The 15,321-nt window shown below is 69.8% G+C and carries 9 protein-coding genes; 8 read left to right on the top strand and 1 reads right to left on the bottom strand.

The genetic code is table 11. From position 1 onward, the window contains the following. Positions 1-53: 53 nt before the first annotated feature. The 6 genes from AB0F88_RS06750 to AB0F88_RS06725 all read left to right on the top strand — a co-directional run bounded on the left by AB0F88_RS06750 (position 54) and on the right by AB0F88_RS06725 (position 8,272). Positions 54-608 (top strand): GNAT family protein, encoded by a 555-nt coding sequence (locus tag AB0F88_RS06750; protein ID WP_362678241.1) that lies wholly within the window; start codon positions 54-56, stop codon positions 606-608. 48 nt (positions 609-656) lie between these two features. Continuing rightward, positions 657-1,718 (top strand): LacI family DNA-binding transcriptional regulator, encoded by a 1,062-nt coding sequence (locus AB0F88_RS06745; RefSeq protein ID WP_362678239.1) that lies wholly within the window; start codon positions 657-659, stop codon positions 1,716-1,718. Next, positions 1,705-3,099: a serine/threonine-protein kinase gene (locus AB0F88_RS06740; protein ID WP_362678237.1), complete on the top strand. Its 1,395-nt coding sequence runs from the start codon at positions 1,705-1,707 to the stop codon at positions 3,097-3,099. The genes AB0F88_RS06745 and AB0F88_RS06740 overlap by 14 nt, the downstream gene beginning before the upstream one ends. Positions 3,100-3,495: 396 nt before the next feature. Continuing rightward, entirely contained in the window at positions 3,496-5,064 is a 1,569-nt protein-coding gene (locus AB0F88_RS06735; RefSeq protein ID WP_362678235.1) for a cellulase family glycosylhydrolase, read from the top strand. Between the two features lie 351 nt (positions 5,065-5,415). Beyond that, a complete protein-coding gene (locus tag AB0F88_RS06730; protein WP_362678233.1) occupies positions 5,416-6,645 on the top strand; it encodes an ice-binding family protein in 1,230 nt (409 codons plus the stop codon). 433 nt (positions 6,646-7,078) lie between these two features. Further along, positions 7,079-8,272 (top strand): ice-binding family protein, encoded by a 1,194-nt coding sequence (locus AB0F88_RS06725; protein WP_362678231.1) that lies wholly within the window; start codon positions 7,079-7,081, stop codon positions 8,270-8,272. A gap of 81 nt (positions 8,273-8,353) precedes the next feature. Here the strand turns inward: AB0F88_RS06725 and AB0F88_RS06720 are convergent, their stop codons facing one another. After that, positions 8,354-9,253: a manganese catalase family protein gene (locus tag AB0F88_RS06720; RefSeq protein WP_362678229.1), complete on the bottom strand. Its 900-nt coding sequence runs from the start codon at positions 9,251-9,253 to the stop codon at positions 8,354-8,356. A 501-nt stretch (positions 9,254-9,754) separates the two neighbouring features. Between AB0F88_RS06720 and AB0F88_RS06715 the strand changes: the two genes are divergently transcribed. Together AB0F88_RS06715 and AB0F88_RS06710 are read left to right on the top strand one after the other, a co-directional pair. Next, positions 9,755-12,691 (top strand): glycoside hydrolase family 48 protein, encoded by a 2,937-nt coding sequence (locus AB0F88_RS06715; protein ID WP_362678227.1) that lies wholly within the window; start codon positions 9,755-9,757, stop codon positions 12,689-12,691. 155 nt (positions 12,692-12,846) lie between these two features. After that, a partial coding sequence (locus tag AB0F88_RS06710; RefSeq protein WP_362678225.1) for a glycoside hydrolase family 9 protein occupies positions 12,847-15,321 on the top strand: 2,475 nt, incomplete at its 3' end.

Raw genomic sequence — 15,321 nt, 5'->3', positions numbered from 1 at the left:
CGGCTGCGGAAAACCGGGTTGCCCGGCGAGGTTCCGGCCGGTAGACACACCGGATGATGTTCGCGCGCAAGCCCACGCTCCCCGGAGAGCACGTGACGCTCCGGCCGGTCGGCCCCGAGCACGTGGACGGCCTCTGGGAGCTGGTCAACGACCCCGAGACCGTCCGGCTGACCGGTTCGCACGGCAAACCCGACTACGAGGGGCTCAAGGCCTGGTACGGCTCGCGGGGCGAGCACGGCGACCGGCTGGACCTGGCGATCTGCGCCGCCGGGGACGACGCCTACGTGGGCGAGATCGTGCTCAACGAGCTCGACGCCGACAACCTCTCCTGCAACCTGCGCATCGCGCTGATCGGCCCCCGGGCGTACGGCAGGGGATACGGCACCGAGGCGATCCGGCTCACCCTCGACCACGTCTTCCGCACCACGCCGCTGCACCGGGTGGCCCTGGAGGTTTACGCCTTCAACGAGCGGGCAGCGCACGTCTACCGCAAGATCGGCTTCGTCCAGGAGGGCGTCTGCCGTGACGCCCTGCGCCTAAACGGGGAATGGTATGACTCCGTAATCATGGCGATACTTGCCCCTGACTGGGTTGTCAGGGAAATTTGACATACACATGGTGATTTTTCGGAAACATCTTTTGACACTTCCGAAACAATGCTAGGTTCACTGGGAGCGCTCCCACCTGTGCAGGATCTTGGTGTGGAGGAAGTTATGACCGATCTACCCACACTCGCCCAAGTCGCCGCAGAGGCAGGGGTCTCCCCCGCCACGGCGTCTAGGGTACTCACCGGTTCAGTCAGAGTCAGCACGTCGACTCGTAGGCAGGTGCATGACGCAATATCGCGTCTCGGTTACGTAAGGCATCGCGCTCCCCGTGGCGGCTCCGGCCGCCGGTCCGACCAGGTCGTGGCCATCGTGGTCTGCGAACCCGCGCACCGGCTCTTCACCGAGCCGTTCTACGCGCGGATGATCACGGCTGCGGAGGAGGTCCTCACCGGGCACGGCGTGCCGCTCGCCGTGATGACCGCCACGGCGGCCACCTCCACCATCGCCACACCGCCGCTCGTCGCCGGAGGCATCGACGGCGTCCTGCTGATCGGCGCACGGGACAGGCATCCGCTCGTGGTGACCCTGGCCGCCTCGGGCATTCCCGTACGGAGTGCGGGCCGTCCCCCGGACGGCATCGACCTCCCCCACGTCGACATGGACAACCGCGACGGCGGCCGGCAGGCGGCGGAACACCTGCTGCTCGGCGGCCGGAGGTCCATCGGCGTCATCGCGGGCCCACCGGCCCTTCCGGCCGCCCGCGACCGGCTCGACGGGTTCATGCAGACCCTCGCCCTGGCCGGGATGACCGGCGTGCCGGTCGCGTACGGCGACTTCAGCCACACGTCGGGGGTGCACGGCATGCAGTGGCTGCTGCGCAGGATGCCGCACGTCGACGCGGTATTCGCCGCCTCCGACGTGATGGCGGCCGCCGCGCTGCAGACCCTGCGCCGTGCCGGTCGCCGGGTGCCGGAGGACGTGGCGGTCATCGGGTTCGACGACGCCCCCGCCGCCCGGCGGACCTCCCCCACGCTCACCACCGTCCGCCAGCCGGTGGAGGAGTTCGCCGCGCTCGCCACCCGGCTGCTGCTGCTCTCGATGGGCTCGGCCGGTGCTCCCCGTGACAATCCCGTCCTCCCCACTGAGCTGGTGGTCCGTGAGTCCGCCTAACCAGGTCGGGCTTCGCGCGGGAGATCTGCTCACCCGCAGATACCTGCTGCTGGAGCGGATCGCGTGGGGTGGCATGAGCGTCATCTGGCGCGCCTTCGACCAGTCGCTCCAGCGGATGGTCGCCGTCAAGCTGCTCGACGGCGAGCTGGGCGTCGACCAGGGGGAGCGCGAGCTGATCCGCAGGGAGGCGCGTGCCACCGCGCGCCTCATCCACCCCGACGCGATCGAGGTCTACGACTACGGGGAGACCGTGACCTCGCACGGTCGCCTGGCCGCGTACGTCGTCATGCGTCTGCTGGAGGGGCGCCCGCTGGCGGACCGGATCAACGAGGGCCCGCTGCCGTGGGCGGAGGCGGCGACGATCGCCGCCAGGCTGGCCACCGTGCTGGCCGCCGCCCACGAGCGGGGCATCGTGCACCGGGACGTCACCGCCGAGAACGTGCTGCTGACCTCGTCGGGCGCCAAGCTGCTCGACTTCGGCATCGCGGCGTTCATCGGGGAGGACGCCGACGACCGGGCCTCCGACTACGGGACCCCGCCCTACGTGGCGCCCGAGCGGCTCACCGGCACGGTCGCGGACCCGGCGAGTGACGTCTACGCGCTGGGCGTGCTGCTGTTCGAGATGCTCACCGGCGATCCCCCGTACCCGGAACGGACCTGGGAGGAGATCGAGAACGTCCGCCGGGAGGGACCGCCGCCGGTGGCGGAGGTGCCGGGCATGCCCGGCCGGATCGGCGCGCTCTGCCAGGTCTGCCTGTCGCACCGGCCCGAGGCCAGGCCCAAGGCGCAGGAGGTGGCCGACGACCTGGCCGCGGCCCTCAGGCCCCCGGCCACGACCCCGGTCCACTGGACGCGCGCGCACGGGCTGGTGGGCTGGACGGTGGTCGCGACGGTGGCGGCGCTGCTCGCGGGTCTCCTGGTGTGGAGCCGGATCTCCGGCTCCTACGAGGAACAGATGGCAGCTCCACCGGGTCGCGGGACGGCGCCGCCCACGGTCCTCGACCCCACCACCGCCTATCCCGAACCGGGTACGACGCCGCGCCCCAGTCCCTCTCCGTCCGGCGCCTCCCCGAGGCGGGGCGGGCAGGCGGCGGAACCCGCACCGGGAGTGGAGGCGATCCCCTTCTCCACCCCCAATCTCAACCAGAGCGTGCGGCGCTTCAACGCGGTGCTGGCGAGGGGGGAGGACGAGGGCAGGATCCGTCCGGACGTGGCCCTGGACCTGCGGCAGGTGCTGGCCAACAGCGTCTGGGGCTCCCGCGACCTCGCCCCGATCCGGGGAAAGATCGCCGACCGTCACCGGGAGGGTTCGCTGCCCGACGACTTCCGCCACGCGCTGGAGGCCCAGCTCCTGCTCGTGTCGGTCGCGCTGACCGGCTAGGAAGACGAGACGTACGACCAAGCCCCCTCGAATCCGCCTCAGGTGGAGGGGGCTTAGGTTTCGGCCGCCGGGACGCGATTTCGGAGCCGCCGGCCGGGCCGCGCGGTGCGCGACTCCCGCCGGCCTTCGAACGCCGGCGAGCTTCGCGCGGACGTGCCCGTCCCTCCCGCCACCCGCGACACCGGCCGGTGAAACTTTCACCTCGTGCCCGCCGCGGCGATCGTCGCACAGGGCGAGATGGGAGGGGTCGCGGCCGCCGTGGAAAGGCGCCGCCGGCGCCGGCGGCGGTTGACGGGAACGGGGTGGGCGCCGAACCATGGCGAGCGCGACCGGCCGCACCTTTCGATCGCGGGGGCCCTCCCCTCGCGTACAGATCCCGTCCTCGAAGGGCTCTAGATGAAAGTCCTGCGTGTTCGCAGGTGGTCGGCGGCGCTCGCGGCGCTCGTGGTCACCTCGGCGCTGGCGGTCGCGCTCGGCTCCTCCCCGGCCGGTGCCGCGGGCGGAACCGGCACCGGCTACCTGCGCACCTCCGGTAACAAGATCGTTGACAGCACGGGCGCGACCGTCCGGTTGACCGGCATCAACTGGTTCGGCATGGAGACCGACAACAAGACCTTCCACGGGTTGTGGTCGAGCAACCCGTGGAGAGGCCAGATCGACAAGATGGCCTCGCTCGGTTACAACACCCTCCGCGTGCCGTTCTCCAACGACGCCCTCAAGCCCGGCGCGGTGGCCAGCGGCGTGAACGACTTCGTCAACCCGGACCTGGTGGGCAACAGCCCGCTGCAGATCCTCGACAAGGTCATCGCGTACGCCGGAAGCAAGGGCATGCGGATCATCCTCGACCGGCACCGGCCGACCGCGGCCGGGCAGTCGCCGCTGTGGTACGTCGCCGCGACGCCGGAGAGCACCTGGATCAACGACTGGAAGGCGCTCGCCCAGCGGTACGCGGGCAACACCACCGTCATCGGCGCCGACCTGCACAACGAGCCGCACGCCGAGGGCACCAATCCGGCCGCCACCGGGGCGTGCTGGGGCTGCGGGGACACCGCGCGCGACTGGCGGCTGGCCGCCGAGCGGGCGGGCAACGCGGTGCTGTCGGTCAACCCCAACTGGCTGATCTTCGTCGAGGGCGTGAGCTGCCCGAGCGGGGGCCTGTCGAACGTCTGGGACAACGACCCGAGCAACGACGAGGACTGCGGCTGGTGGGGCGGCAACCTGTCGAAGGCCGGGGAGTTCCCGGTGCGGCTGAACGTGGCCAACCGGCTGGTCTACTCGCCTCACGACTACGCCACCTCGGTCTACCGCCAGACGTGGTTCGACGCACCGAACTATCCGGCGAACATGCCCGCGATCTGGGACAAGTACTGGGGCTACCTCTACAAGCAGAACATCGCCCCCATCATGCTCGGCGAGTTCGGGACCACCATGCAGGCGGCCGTGGACAAGGTCTGGCTCCAGGAGCTGATGAAATATCTGGGCACCGGGGTGAACGGGATGTCGTTCACCTACTGGTCGTGGAATCCCAACTCGGGTGACACCGGGGGCATCGCCAAGGACGACTGGACCTCCATCAACCAGGACAAGCAGGACATCCTCCAGCCGTACCTGATCCCGCCGGTCGGCGGCGGCACGCCCACCCCCACGCCGACACCGACCCCGGGGACCACGGCCTGCGAGACGTCCTACGCGCTCACGAACTCCTGGCAGGGAGGCTTCCAGGCCGCGCTGACCGTGAAGAACACCGGGACCTCGGCCTGGAACAACTGGTCGGTGAGCTGGACCCTGCCGTCCGGGGTGACGCTCGGCAGCGGCTGGAACGCCACCGTCACGCAGAGCGGGACCACCTTCACCGCGAAGGCCCCGGGCCACGCGGCCAACCTCCCGGCGGGTCAGTCCGTCGTCGTCGGCTTCACCGCCAACGGGCCCTCCACCCCGGGTGCGTCCGGAATCACCTGCACCTGATTTTCGACTCTTCGTTCACGGAACCGTCGAGGGCGTGCCGCCGAGCGGCACGCCCTCTCGTGGTGTGAACCGTGGCCGGGACAAGGACGCGGCCCTTCGTCGTGCGGACGCGGCCTTTTGTCGTGCGGACGCGGCCTTCACCGCCGGATCCGTCCTCCCTCGGAACATCCCGGGCACCCCCACAAACAGCAACATAGCCATATCTCTCTTATATGCCTCGATAACTACACAATAAAACACCCCGCATGTCGTATAACAGATACGACACCGCCGATCAGTAGGGTCAGAAAAAATGGCGCATCATCGGCAATGCGCCTGGACGGAGAAATACCAAAAGAAAAGGACAGCATTGTGACAAGAGTTGGTCACTCGCGTATCGTTCCGCGAAATACCGCCCGTTCCTGGCTGGCCGGGGTCCTGACCGTCGCGGTCGCGCTGGGCTGCGTCGCCGCGACACCGCGGGTGGCGAGCGCGGCGACGGCACCGGACCTTCTAACGGCCGCGGACTACGCGGTCCTGGCGGGGACGACGGTGACCGCCGACCCCGGCCCCACCGTGGTCACCGGAGATCTCGGGGTGAGCCCGGGGTCGGCGGTCACCGGCTTCCCGCCCGGCGTCGTGGTCGGCACCGTCCACGCCGCCAACGCCGACGCGGCGCAGGCCCAGGTCGACCTGACCGCCGCCTACGACGACGCGGCGGGGCAGCTCGCCACCTCCCTCCCGACGGAACTCGGCGAGACCACCGTGACACCGGGCGCCTACGACTCCGCCTCGGGCACCTTCGAGATCACCGGGGAGCTGACACTCGACGGGCAGGGTGACCCGAACGCCGTCTTCATCTTCAAGACCGCCGCCACCCTGGTCACCGCGTCCGCCAGCACGGTGAACCTCACCAACGGCGCGCAAGCGTGCAACGTCTTCTGGCAGGTCGGAAGCTCGGCCACGCTGGGCACCGGCTCCAGCTTCGTCGGGAACATCCTCGCGCTCACCTCGATCACCGCGACCACCGGCGTGAACGTCAACGGCCGCCTGCTGGCCCGCAACGGCGCCGTCACCATGGACACCAACCTCGTCACGCCGACCGACTGCGAGGGCCCGCCGCCGAGGGAAGACAGGACAACCGCCACCACGCTGAGCGCGGTGTGCTCCCAGAGCGTGGCGGGCCGGCTCATCCTCACCGCGACCGTCACGGCCTCCGGGCCGACACCGCCCACGGGACCGGCCGAGTTCTTCTCCAACGGGGTGCGCCTGGGCACGGCCCAGATCGACGCGAACGGCCGCGCCACCCTGGCCGTGACCGACCTCGGACCGGGGACCTACCTCGTGGCAGCCTTCTTCCGCAACGCGGATCTGGACGCCAGCGCCTCGGCACCGCAGCCCGTGGTCGTCGGCCCGAACGGCCTCTGCCCGCCACCGCCACCGCCGTCGGCACCGGCGGCGGTGGCGGTGAACCAAAAGGACAAGGACCGTCAGAGCATCAGAAACAACCAGAGCAGCGGCAACGCGATCAAGATAAGGGACCGCAAGCGCAAGCATCACCGCCACCACTCGTGGGCCAGGTGCTGCCGCCACCGGCGCTAGTGTCCCGTGCCGGGAACTCACCCGGCACATCCGTGCGCCGACCCGCGTGTCGTCCCCGGGCCCGTCCATGCCCGGTCTTCCCGCGCTTCGAGACCATCGAGGGCGTGCCGCCAGGCGGCACGCCCTCTCGTCGTGGAAACGGACCCGTGAACGCCGCCGGGCCGTGACCGACGGAACGACATCCCACTGAATATCGCCACAAACATCAACATGACCGCATTTTCATTTGTCCACGAATAAGTAACACGACAAAACAACCCGCATGTCGTACGGCGACCACGGCGCCGCCGATCAGTAGTCTCGGAAAAACGGCGCATCATCGGCAATGCGCCTGGACGGAGAAATACCAAAAGAAAAGGATGAAACCGTGACAGTAATTGGTCACTCCCCTATCGTTTCGCGAAATACCGTCCGTTCCTGGCTGACAGGGGCCGTGACGGTCGCGGTCGCGCTGGGCTGCGTCGCCGCGACACCGCGTACGGCGAGCGCGGCGCACATGACAGGCACCGCAGGCACGACAGCGCCGGTACCGGTACCGGTGGCGCTCGGCGCGGCCGCGGAATTCGCGGTCCTGGCGGGCACGACGGTCGCCGGCACCGGGGCCACCGTCGTCACCGGCGAGGTCGGGGTGAGCCCGGGCTCGACGACCGCCGGATTCCCGCCGGGCGTCGTGGTCGGCGCCGTCTACCTGGACGACTCCGTCGCCGAACAGGCCCAGGAAGACCTGGCTGTCGCCTACGCCAACGCGGCGAGGCGGCCCGGCACCGCCTCCCTCCCGGCGCAGCTCGGCGGGACCACGGTGGCGCCGGGCGTCTACAACTCCATCTCGGGCGCCTTCCAGATCGGCGGGGAGCTGACCCTCGACGGGCGGGGGGATCCGAACGCCGTCTTCGTCTTCAGGGCTCCCGCCCTGGTCACCGCGCCCGCCAGCACCGTGCGGCTCGTCAACGGCGCACAGGCGTGCAACGTCGTCTGGCAGGTCGGCGGTTCGGCCTCGCTGGGGGCCGGATCCCGCTTCGCCGGGAGCGTCCTCGCGCTGACCTCGATCAACGCGGCCGGTGGCGCGACCGTGAACGGCCGCCTTCTGGCCCGCCTGGGCACCGTCAACCTGGACGGCGCCACCGTCACACGATCCGCCTGCGCGGTCGTGCCGCAGCGAAGGACCGCCACCAAGCTGGCCGCGTTCTGCGATCCGGGAGCGCCGGGTCACCTCACCCTCATCGCGACCGTCACGACCTCGGGAGCGGCCCCCGCGGCCGGGCCGGTCGACTTCTTCGCCAACGGGGTGCGCCAGGACCAGTCCCCGTCGGACGCCGCGGGCCACGCGAAACTGATCGTGAACAAGATCCCGCCGCGCACCCATGAGTTCGTGGCGGCCTTCGCGGGCACGAACCGGCTGGAGCCCAGCGCCTCATCGGTGCTGACCGTGCCCGTCGGCCCCGAGGGCATCTGCCCGGCGTCACCGGCGAGCCCGGCGGCTCCCGCTCCCGCCGCCACCTCGGGCGACGGCGCGAAGGGCCGGGGTGCCGCGAAGCGTCCGCGCAGCTACACCCTGTTCGGGCCGAAGAACCGCGAACGCAAGCGTCACCACCACCCACGATTCCGGCAGCATCGCCACGCGCGCTGACAGGACGGGCCGGAGAACTGTGAATCCGCCCCACCGGCCGACGGCCGGTGGGGCGGGCCGCCGGCGGGCGCCGCGTGCGGGTCAGCTGAGCTTTTCCTTGAGCTTGCCCAGGGGGCCGGCCTCGGTGCCGAGGGCCGGGCCCGCCGGATCGCCCATGCTGCCGTCGTAGGTGGCGTACAGCTTGGGGTCGGGCGGCGGCGGGCCGGCCGGGCCGCCGAGCGGCTGGGGATCGAGGAGGTAGGAGAACTCGTGACGGCCGTCCGGCTGCGGGCCGGACGCCCAGCCGCCCAGCGTCCCCTCGGTTCCCTCCGACAGGTCCCAGATCGCCGAGGCGTGCTCGGCGTACTCCTCGTCGAACAGGTCGTCCGGGACGACGACGTCCTCCAGGCCGTCGGTCTGGAGCTCCTCGATGGCCTTCAGCCACATGTTCTGGTGCAGCGTGTCACGGGCCAGGTTGAACTTGAGCATGTCGCGCACGCCCGGGTCGTCGGTCATGTGGTAGAGCCGCGCGGTCTGCAGGCGGCCCTGGGCCTCGGCGGCGACGTTGGCGCGGAAGTCGGCCAGCAGGTTGCCGCTCGCCACGATGTAGCGGCCGTTCCAGGGGTAGCCGTTGCTGTCGGCCAGCAGGGGACCCCCTCCGGAGACGATGACCTGCTGGAGGTCCATGCCGCCCATCACGGCACCGACCACGGGGTCGGCGGCGGCCATCTTCGTGGTCGCGGTGGCGGGCGCGCCCTCCAGGAGGCGGGCGATCATGGTGGCGATCATCTCGACATGACCGATCTCCTCGGTCGCGACGTCCATGATCAGGTCCTTGTACTTGCCGGGCATCCGGCAGTTCCAGCCCTGCATCAGGTACTGCATCGTCACGGTCATCTCGCCGTACGCGCCGCCGAGCAGTTCCTGGAGCTTGTGGGCATAGACCGGGTCGGGCTTCTCCGGCTTGGCCTCGAACTGCAAATGCTTGGTGTGCAGGAACATCAACCGCTCCTCGGCTCTGGCCCCGGGTGGAGCCGTCCGGGACCGCACGCCGCCTGCCGGCGGAAGGGCGCGACCCCGCTGGTGGACACAGGCGGGGGTCACTTACAGATCCCACCAGACGCACCGATGGATCACAGGAGTGACACACCCGTACACATCAGTCGCGATCCAAAATTTCCGTCAGATCGTTATCGGCCGCGCCGGACACGGGCCGCGGGGCCGTGCGGGCCCGAACGCGTGTCCACAAGCAAGCACTCGGGCAGCAAGATCGAAAGTCATGAAACTTTCATGGTCCGCGAAAAAGGCCCTCCGGATCGCAGCAGCCTGACGGCATGGGCCACGAAACATCGGCGTAACCGGGGGCGCATGCCATTGACATCCCGTTCACCGTCTCCAGAATCCCTTATGGGAGCGCTCCCACCCCCTCTCTCCTTTGCTTGATCCGATGCGGCGCCACCACCAGCGACTTCGCATCGATCCCCATTCACGGAGGCCCATTTCATGCATTTGTTCCCCAGTAAAGCGGGAGCGCTCCCACGCTTCCGGAGAAGGATCGCCGCGCTGGCGCTGATCAGCCTGGCGGCCGGGACGACCACCGCCCTGGCCGCCTCCCCAGCCCTCGCCGCCGTCTCCTGCGATGTGACGTACAACACCACCGACTGGCAGGGCGGCTTCACCGCCAACGTGTCCATCAAGAACCTGGGTGACCCGCTGACCGGCTGGACCCTCGGGTTCAACTTCCCGACGACCACCCAGAGGGTCTCCCAGGGCTGGAGCGCCACCTGGGCGCAGAGCGGCCAGGCCGTCACCGCCCGGAACCTCGCCTGGAACGGCAACCTGGCCACCGGCGCCTCGACCAGCATCGGCTTCAACGGCAGCTGGTCCGGCTCCAACCCCAAGCCGGCCGCCTTCACGATCAACGGCACCACCTGCGGGGGAACCCCCGTCAACCAGCCGCCCACGGTGAGCATCACCAGTCCGGCGGCCGGGGCCACCTTCGCCGCGCCCGCGACGGTGCCGATCACCGCCACCGCGGCCGACAGTGACGGCTCCATCGCCAAGGTCGACTTCTTCAACGGCACCACGCTGCTGGGCACCGACACCACCGCGCCGTACGCCTACAACTGGACGGGCGTCGCCGCCGGGAGCTACTCCCTCACCGCGAGGGCCACCGACGACAAGGGCGCGGTCACCACCTCCGCCCCCGTGGGGATCACCGCCACCGCCGACTCGGCCCCCGCCGTGGTCCTCACCCCGGCCACGATCGCCGTCCCCGAGGGCGGTTCGGCCAACCTCGCGGTCAAGCTCTCCAAGGCCCCGTCCGCGAACGTCACCGTGACGACCGCCAGGACGAGCGGCGACACCGACCTGACCGTCGCCTCCGGCGCGTCGCTGACCTTCACCACCGCCAACTGGAACACGGCCCAGACGGTACGGGTCGAGGCGGCCGAGGATGCCGACGAGGCCTCCGACAGCGCCGAGTTCACCTCCACCGCCACCGGCCACACCGCGGCCAAGGCGACCGCCACCGAGGTCGACAACGACTCGGAGGGCGGCGACAACGAGTACATCCAGCGCTTCACCGAGATGTACAACAAGCTCAAGGACCCGGCGAACGGCTACTTCTCGCCGCAGGGCGTGCCCTACCACTCCGTCGAGACCTTCCTGGTCGAGGCGCCGGACCACGGGCACGAGACCACCTCCGAGGCCTACAGCTACTACCTGTGGCTGGAGGCGGCGTACGGCAAGGTGACCGGCGACTGGACCAAGTTCAACGAGGCCTGGGCCTCGATGGAGAAGTACATCATCCCGGCCACCGCCGACCAGCCGACCAACGCCAACTACAACCCGTCCAAGCCCGCCACGTACGCCGGCGAGTGGGACGACATCAAGCAGTACCCGTCCAAGCTGGACGGCGGCGTGAGCGTCGGCGTCGACCCGATCGCGAACGAGCTGAAGACCGCCTACGGCACCAGCGACGTCTACGGCATGCACTGGCTGCTGGACGTGGACAACACCTACGGCTTCGGCCGCTGCGGCGACGGGACCACCAAGCCCGCGTACATCAACACCTACCAGCGCGGCCCGGAGGAGTCGGTCTTCGAGACCATCCCGCAGCCGTCCTGCGACACCTTCAAGCACGGCGGCCCGAACGGGTTCCTGGACCTGTTCACCGGTGACAGCTCCTACGCCAAGCAGTGGAAGTACACCAACGCCCCCGACGCCGACGCCCGCGCCGTCCAGGTGGCCTACTGGGCGCACACCTGGGCCAAGGAGCAGGGCAAGGAGGCCCAGGTCTCGTCCACGATCTCCAAGGCCGCGAAGATGGGCGACTACCTGCGCTACGCGATGTACGACAAGTACTTCAAGAAACAGGGCTGCACCAGCACCTCGTGTGCGGCCGGAACCGGCAAGGACAGCTCGGCCTACCTGCTGAGCTGGTACTACGCCTGGGGCGGCGCCTACGACACCTCCGCCGGATGGGCCTGGCGGATCGGCTCCAGCCACAACCACTCCGGCTACCAGAACCCGATGGCCGCGTGGGTGCTGTCCAGCGTGGACGCGCTCAAGCCCAAGGGCGCGACCGCCGTCCAGGACTGGACCACCAGCACCAAGCGGCAGATGGAGTTCTACCGCTGGCTGCAGTCGTCCGAGGGCGCGATCGCCGGTGGCGCCACCAACAGCTGGCAGGGCCACTACGCGGCCCCGCCGTCGACGCTGCCCACCTTCTACGGGATGGCCTACGACTGGCAGCCGGTCTACCACGACCCGCCGTCCAACCAGTGGTTCGGCTTCCAGGCGTGGTCGATGGAGCGGGTCGCGGAGCTGTACTACGCGACCGGCAACGCCGACGCCAAGCTCGTGCTGGACAAGTGGGTCAAGTGGGCCACCGACAACACCACGATCAACGCCGACGGGACCTACCAGATCCCCTCGACGCTGGTGTGGACCGGCCAGCCCGACACCTGGAACCCGAGCAACCCCGGCACCAACTCCGGGCTGCACGTGAGCATCAGGGACTACACGACCGACGTGGGCGTGGCCGGCTCGTACGCCAAGGTGCTGATGTACTACGCGGCCAAGTCCGGCAACGCCACGGCCAAGGCCGTCGCCAAGGGCCTGCTCGACGGCCTGTGGAAGAACAACCAGGACGCCAAGGGCGTGTCGGTCACCGAGACCAAGGCCGACTACAGCCGCCTCAACGACCCGGTCTACGTGCCCCCGGGCTGGACCGGCAAGATGCCCAACGGCGACACGATCAACTCCAGCTCGACCTTCATGTCGATCCGGTCCTTCTACAAGAACGACCCGGACTGGCCGAAGGTGGACGCCTACCTGAAGGGCACCGGCCCCGCGCCGTCCTTCAACTACCACCGGTTCTGGGCGCAGGTGGACGTCGCCGTCGCCCTCGCCGAGTACGGACGCCTCTTCCCCTGACCCCCCGCCCCCGGGTCCGGCCCTCCCGCGGGCCGGGCCCGGGCCCGACCCGAGCCCGAGCCGAACCGGACCCGGGCCCCTGAGACCTCGGGGCGTGGTAGCACCCCTGACCTGCCGCCACGCCCCGAGCACCACCTCCGAGAGGCACACCCCCCATGAAGAGAAGTCTGGCGGCGCTCGCGCTGCTGGCGCTGGCGGCCGTGCCGGTGACGGTGCCCGCCACCGGCGCCCAGGCCGCGGCGCCCGCCTTCGCGTACGGCGAGGCGCTGCAGAAGTCCATCTGGTTCTACGAGGCCCAGCAGTCGGGGACGCTGCCGAGCTGGAACCGTGTCAGCTGGCGCGGCCCCTCCGGGCTCGGCGACGGCCAGGACGTCGGGCTCGACCTGACCGGCGGCTGGTACGACGCGGGCGACCACGTCAAGTTCGGCCTGCCGATGGCGGCGAGCGCGACGATGCTGGCCTGGGGCGCGGTGGAGTACCGCGACGCGTACGCCTCCTCCGGGCAGCTCACCCACCTGCTGAACAACCTCAAGTTCGTCAACGACTACTTCATCAAGGCCCACCCGTCGGCGAACGTGCTGTACGGGCAGGTCGGCAACGGCGGCAAGGACCACGCCTGGTGGGGGCCGGCCGAGGCGATGCAGATGGAGCGGCCCGCGTACAAGATCGACGCTTCGTGCGGGGGGTCGGACCTGGCCGGGGAGACGGCGGCGGCGATGGCGGCCTCGTCGATCGTCTTCCGCCCGACAAATCCGACTTATGCCGACACGCTGGTGACGCACGCCAAGCAGCTCTACACCTTCGCCGACACCGTGCGGAAGAAGTACAGCGACTGCATCACCGACGCGTCCGGGTACTACCAGTCGTGGAGCGGCTACAACGACGAGCTCGTCTGGGGCGCGATCTGGCTGCACCGGGCCACCCAGGACGCCTCCTACCTGGCCAAGGCCGAGTCGTACTACGACAACCTCGGTACCGAGCCGCAGTCCACCATCAAGTCCTACAAGTGGACGATCGCCTGGGACGACAAGTCCTACGGCGCCTACGTGCTGCTGAACAAGCTGACCGGCAAGCAGAAGTACCTCGACGACGCCAACCGCTGGCTCGACTACTGGACGGTCGGGGTCAACGGACAGCGGATCAGGTACTCACCCGGCGGCCACGCCGTGCTCGACCGGTGGGGGTCGCTGCGCTACGCGGCCAACACCTCGTTCGCGGCGCTGGTCCACTCGGACTCGATCACCGATGCGACGCGTAAGGCGAGATATCACGACTTCGCGGTCAGGCAGATCAACTACGCGCTCGGCGACAACCCGCGCAACTCCTCGTACATGATCGGGTTCGGCGCGAACCCGCCGAAGAACCCGCACCACCGCACCGCGCACGGCTCGTGGACCGACCAGATGACCAACCCGGTCGAGACCCGCCACACCCTGTACGGCGCCCTCGTCGGCGGCCCGCCCGACCCCGACGACAAGTACACCGACAAGCGCGACGACTACGTGATGAACGAGGTCGCCACCGACTACAACGCGGGCTTCACCAGCGCCCTCGCCCGCCTCTACCGCGAGTACGGCGGGGCCCCCGCCGCGAACTTCCCCGTGGCGGAGACCCCCGACGGCCCCGAGATCTTCGTGGAGGCCGGGGTCAACGCCTCCGGCTCGGCGTTCACCGAGATCAAGGCCATCGTGCGGAACCAGTCGGCCTGGCCGGCCCGCTCGCTGACCAACGGCTCGTTCCGCTACTACTTCACCCTCGACGGCAGCACGACCGCGAGCCAGGTCTCCGTGTCGTCCGCCTACAACCAGTGCAAGGCCCCGACCGGGCCGACCCTGCTGTCCGGGAAGACCTACTACGTCACCATCGACTGCTCGAACACCTCGATCGCCCCGGCGGGGCAGTCGCAGCACCGGCGCGAGGTGCAGTTCCGCATCGCCAGCACCGGGACGTGGGACCCGTCCAACGACTGGTCGTACACCGGTATCGCCACCACGCCGGGCGCGACCCCGGTGCGGGCGCAGAACATGACGGTCTACGCGGGCACGACGAAGGTGTGGGGCAACCCGCCCGGCGACGAGCCGGTGGACACCGCGGCGCCGTCGCGGCCGGGCAAGCCCGCTGCCTCGGCGATCACCGCCACCGGCGCCACCCTGACCTGGACCGCCTCCACCGACAACGTGGGCGTCAGCGGCTACGACGTCTACCAGGGGACGACGAAGGTCGCCACCGCCACCGGCACCTCCCACACCCTCACCGGCCTGACCCCCTCGACGGCCTACACCGTGTCCGTGGTGGCCAGGGACGCGGCCGGCAACTCCTCCACCGCCTCCGAGAGCACCGCGTTCACCACGACGGAGGCCCCGGAGGACGACACCGAGGCCCCGTCGCGGCCGGGCAAGCCCGCCGTCTCGGCGATCACCGCCACCGGCGCCACCCTGACCTGGACCGCCTCCACCGACAACGTGGGCGTCAGCGGCTACGACGTCTACCGGGGAACGACGAAGGTCGCCACCGCCACCGGCACCTCCCATACCCTCACCGGCCTGACCCCCTCGACGGCCTACACCGTGTCCGTGGTGGCCAGGGACGCGGCCGGCAACTCCTCCACCGCCTCCGAGAGCACCGCGTTC

This window comes from Streptosporangium sp. NPDC023963 (assembly GCF_040639135.1).
GTDB lineage: Bacteria > Actinomycetota > Actinomycetes > Streptosporangiales > Streptosporangiaceae > Streptosporangium.
The sequence above is the reverse complement of the archived record's forward strand: the minus strand, read 5'-3'. Positions and strand labels throughout refer to the sequence as shown.

Coding starts and splice junctions, on each gene's coding strand:
- AB0F88_RS06750 (WP_362678241.1), top strand. CDS start 54: ATGATGTTCGCGCGCAAGCCCACGCTCCCCGGAGAGCACGTGACGCTC.
- AB0F88_RS06745 (WP_362678239.1), top strand. CDS start 657: ATGCTAGGTTCACTGGGAGCGCTCCCACCTGTGCAGGATCTTGGTGTG.
- AB0F88_RS06735 (WP_362678235.1), top strand. CDS start 3,496: ATGAAAGTCCTGCGTGTTCGCAGGTGGTCGGCGGCGCTCGCGGCGCTC.
- AB0F88_RS06720 (WP_362678229.1), bottom strand. CDS start 9,253: ATGTTCCTGCACACCAAGCATTTGCAGTTCGAGGCCAAGCCGGAGAAG.
- AB0F88_RS06715 (WP_362678227.1), top strand. CDS start 9,755: ATGCATTTGTTCCCCAGTAAAGCGGGAGCGCTCCCACGCTTCCGGAGA.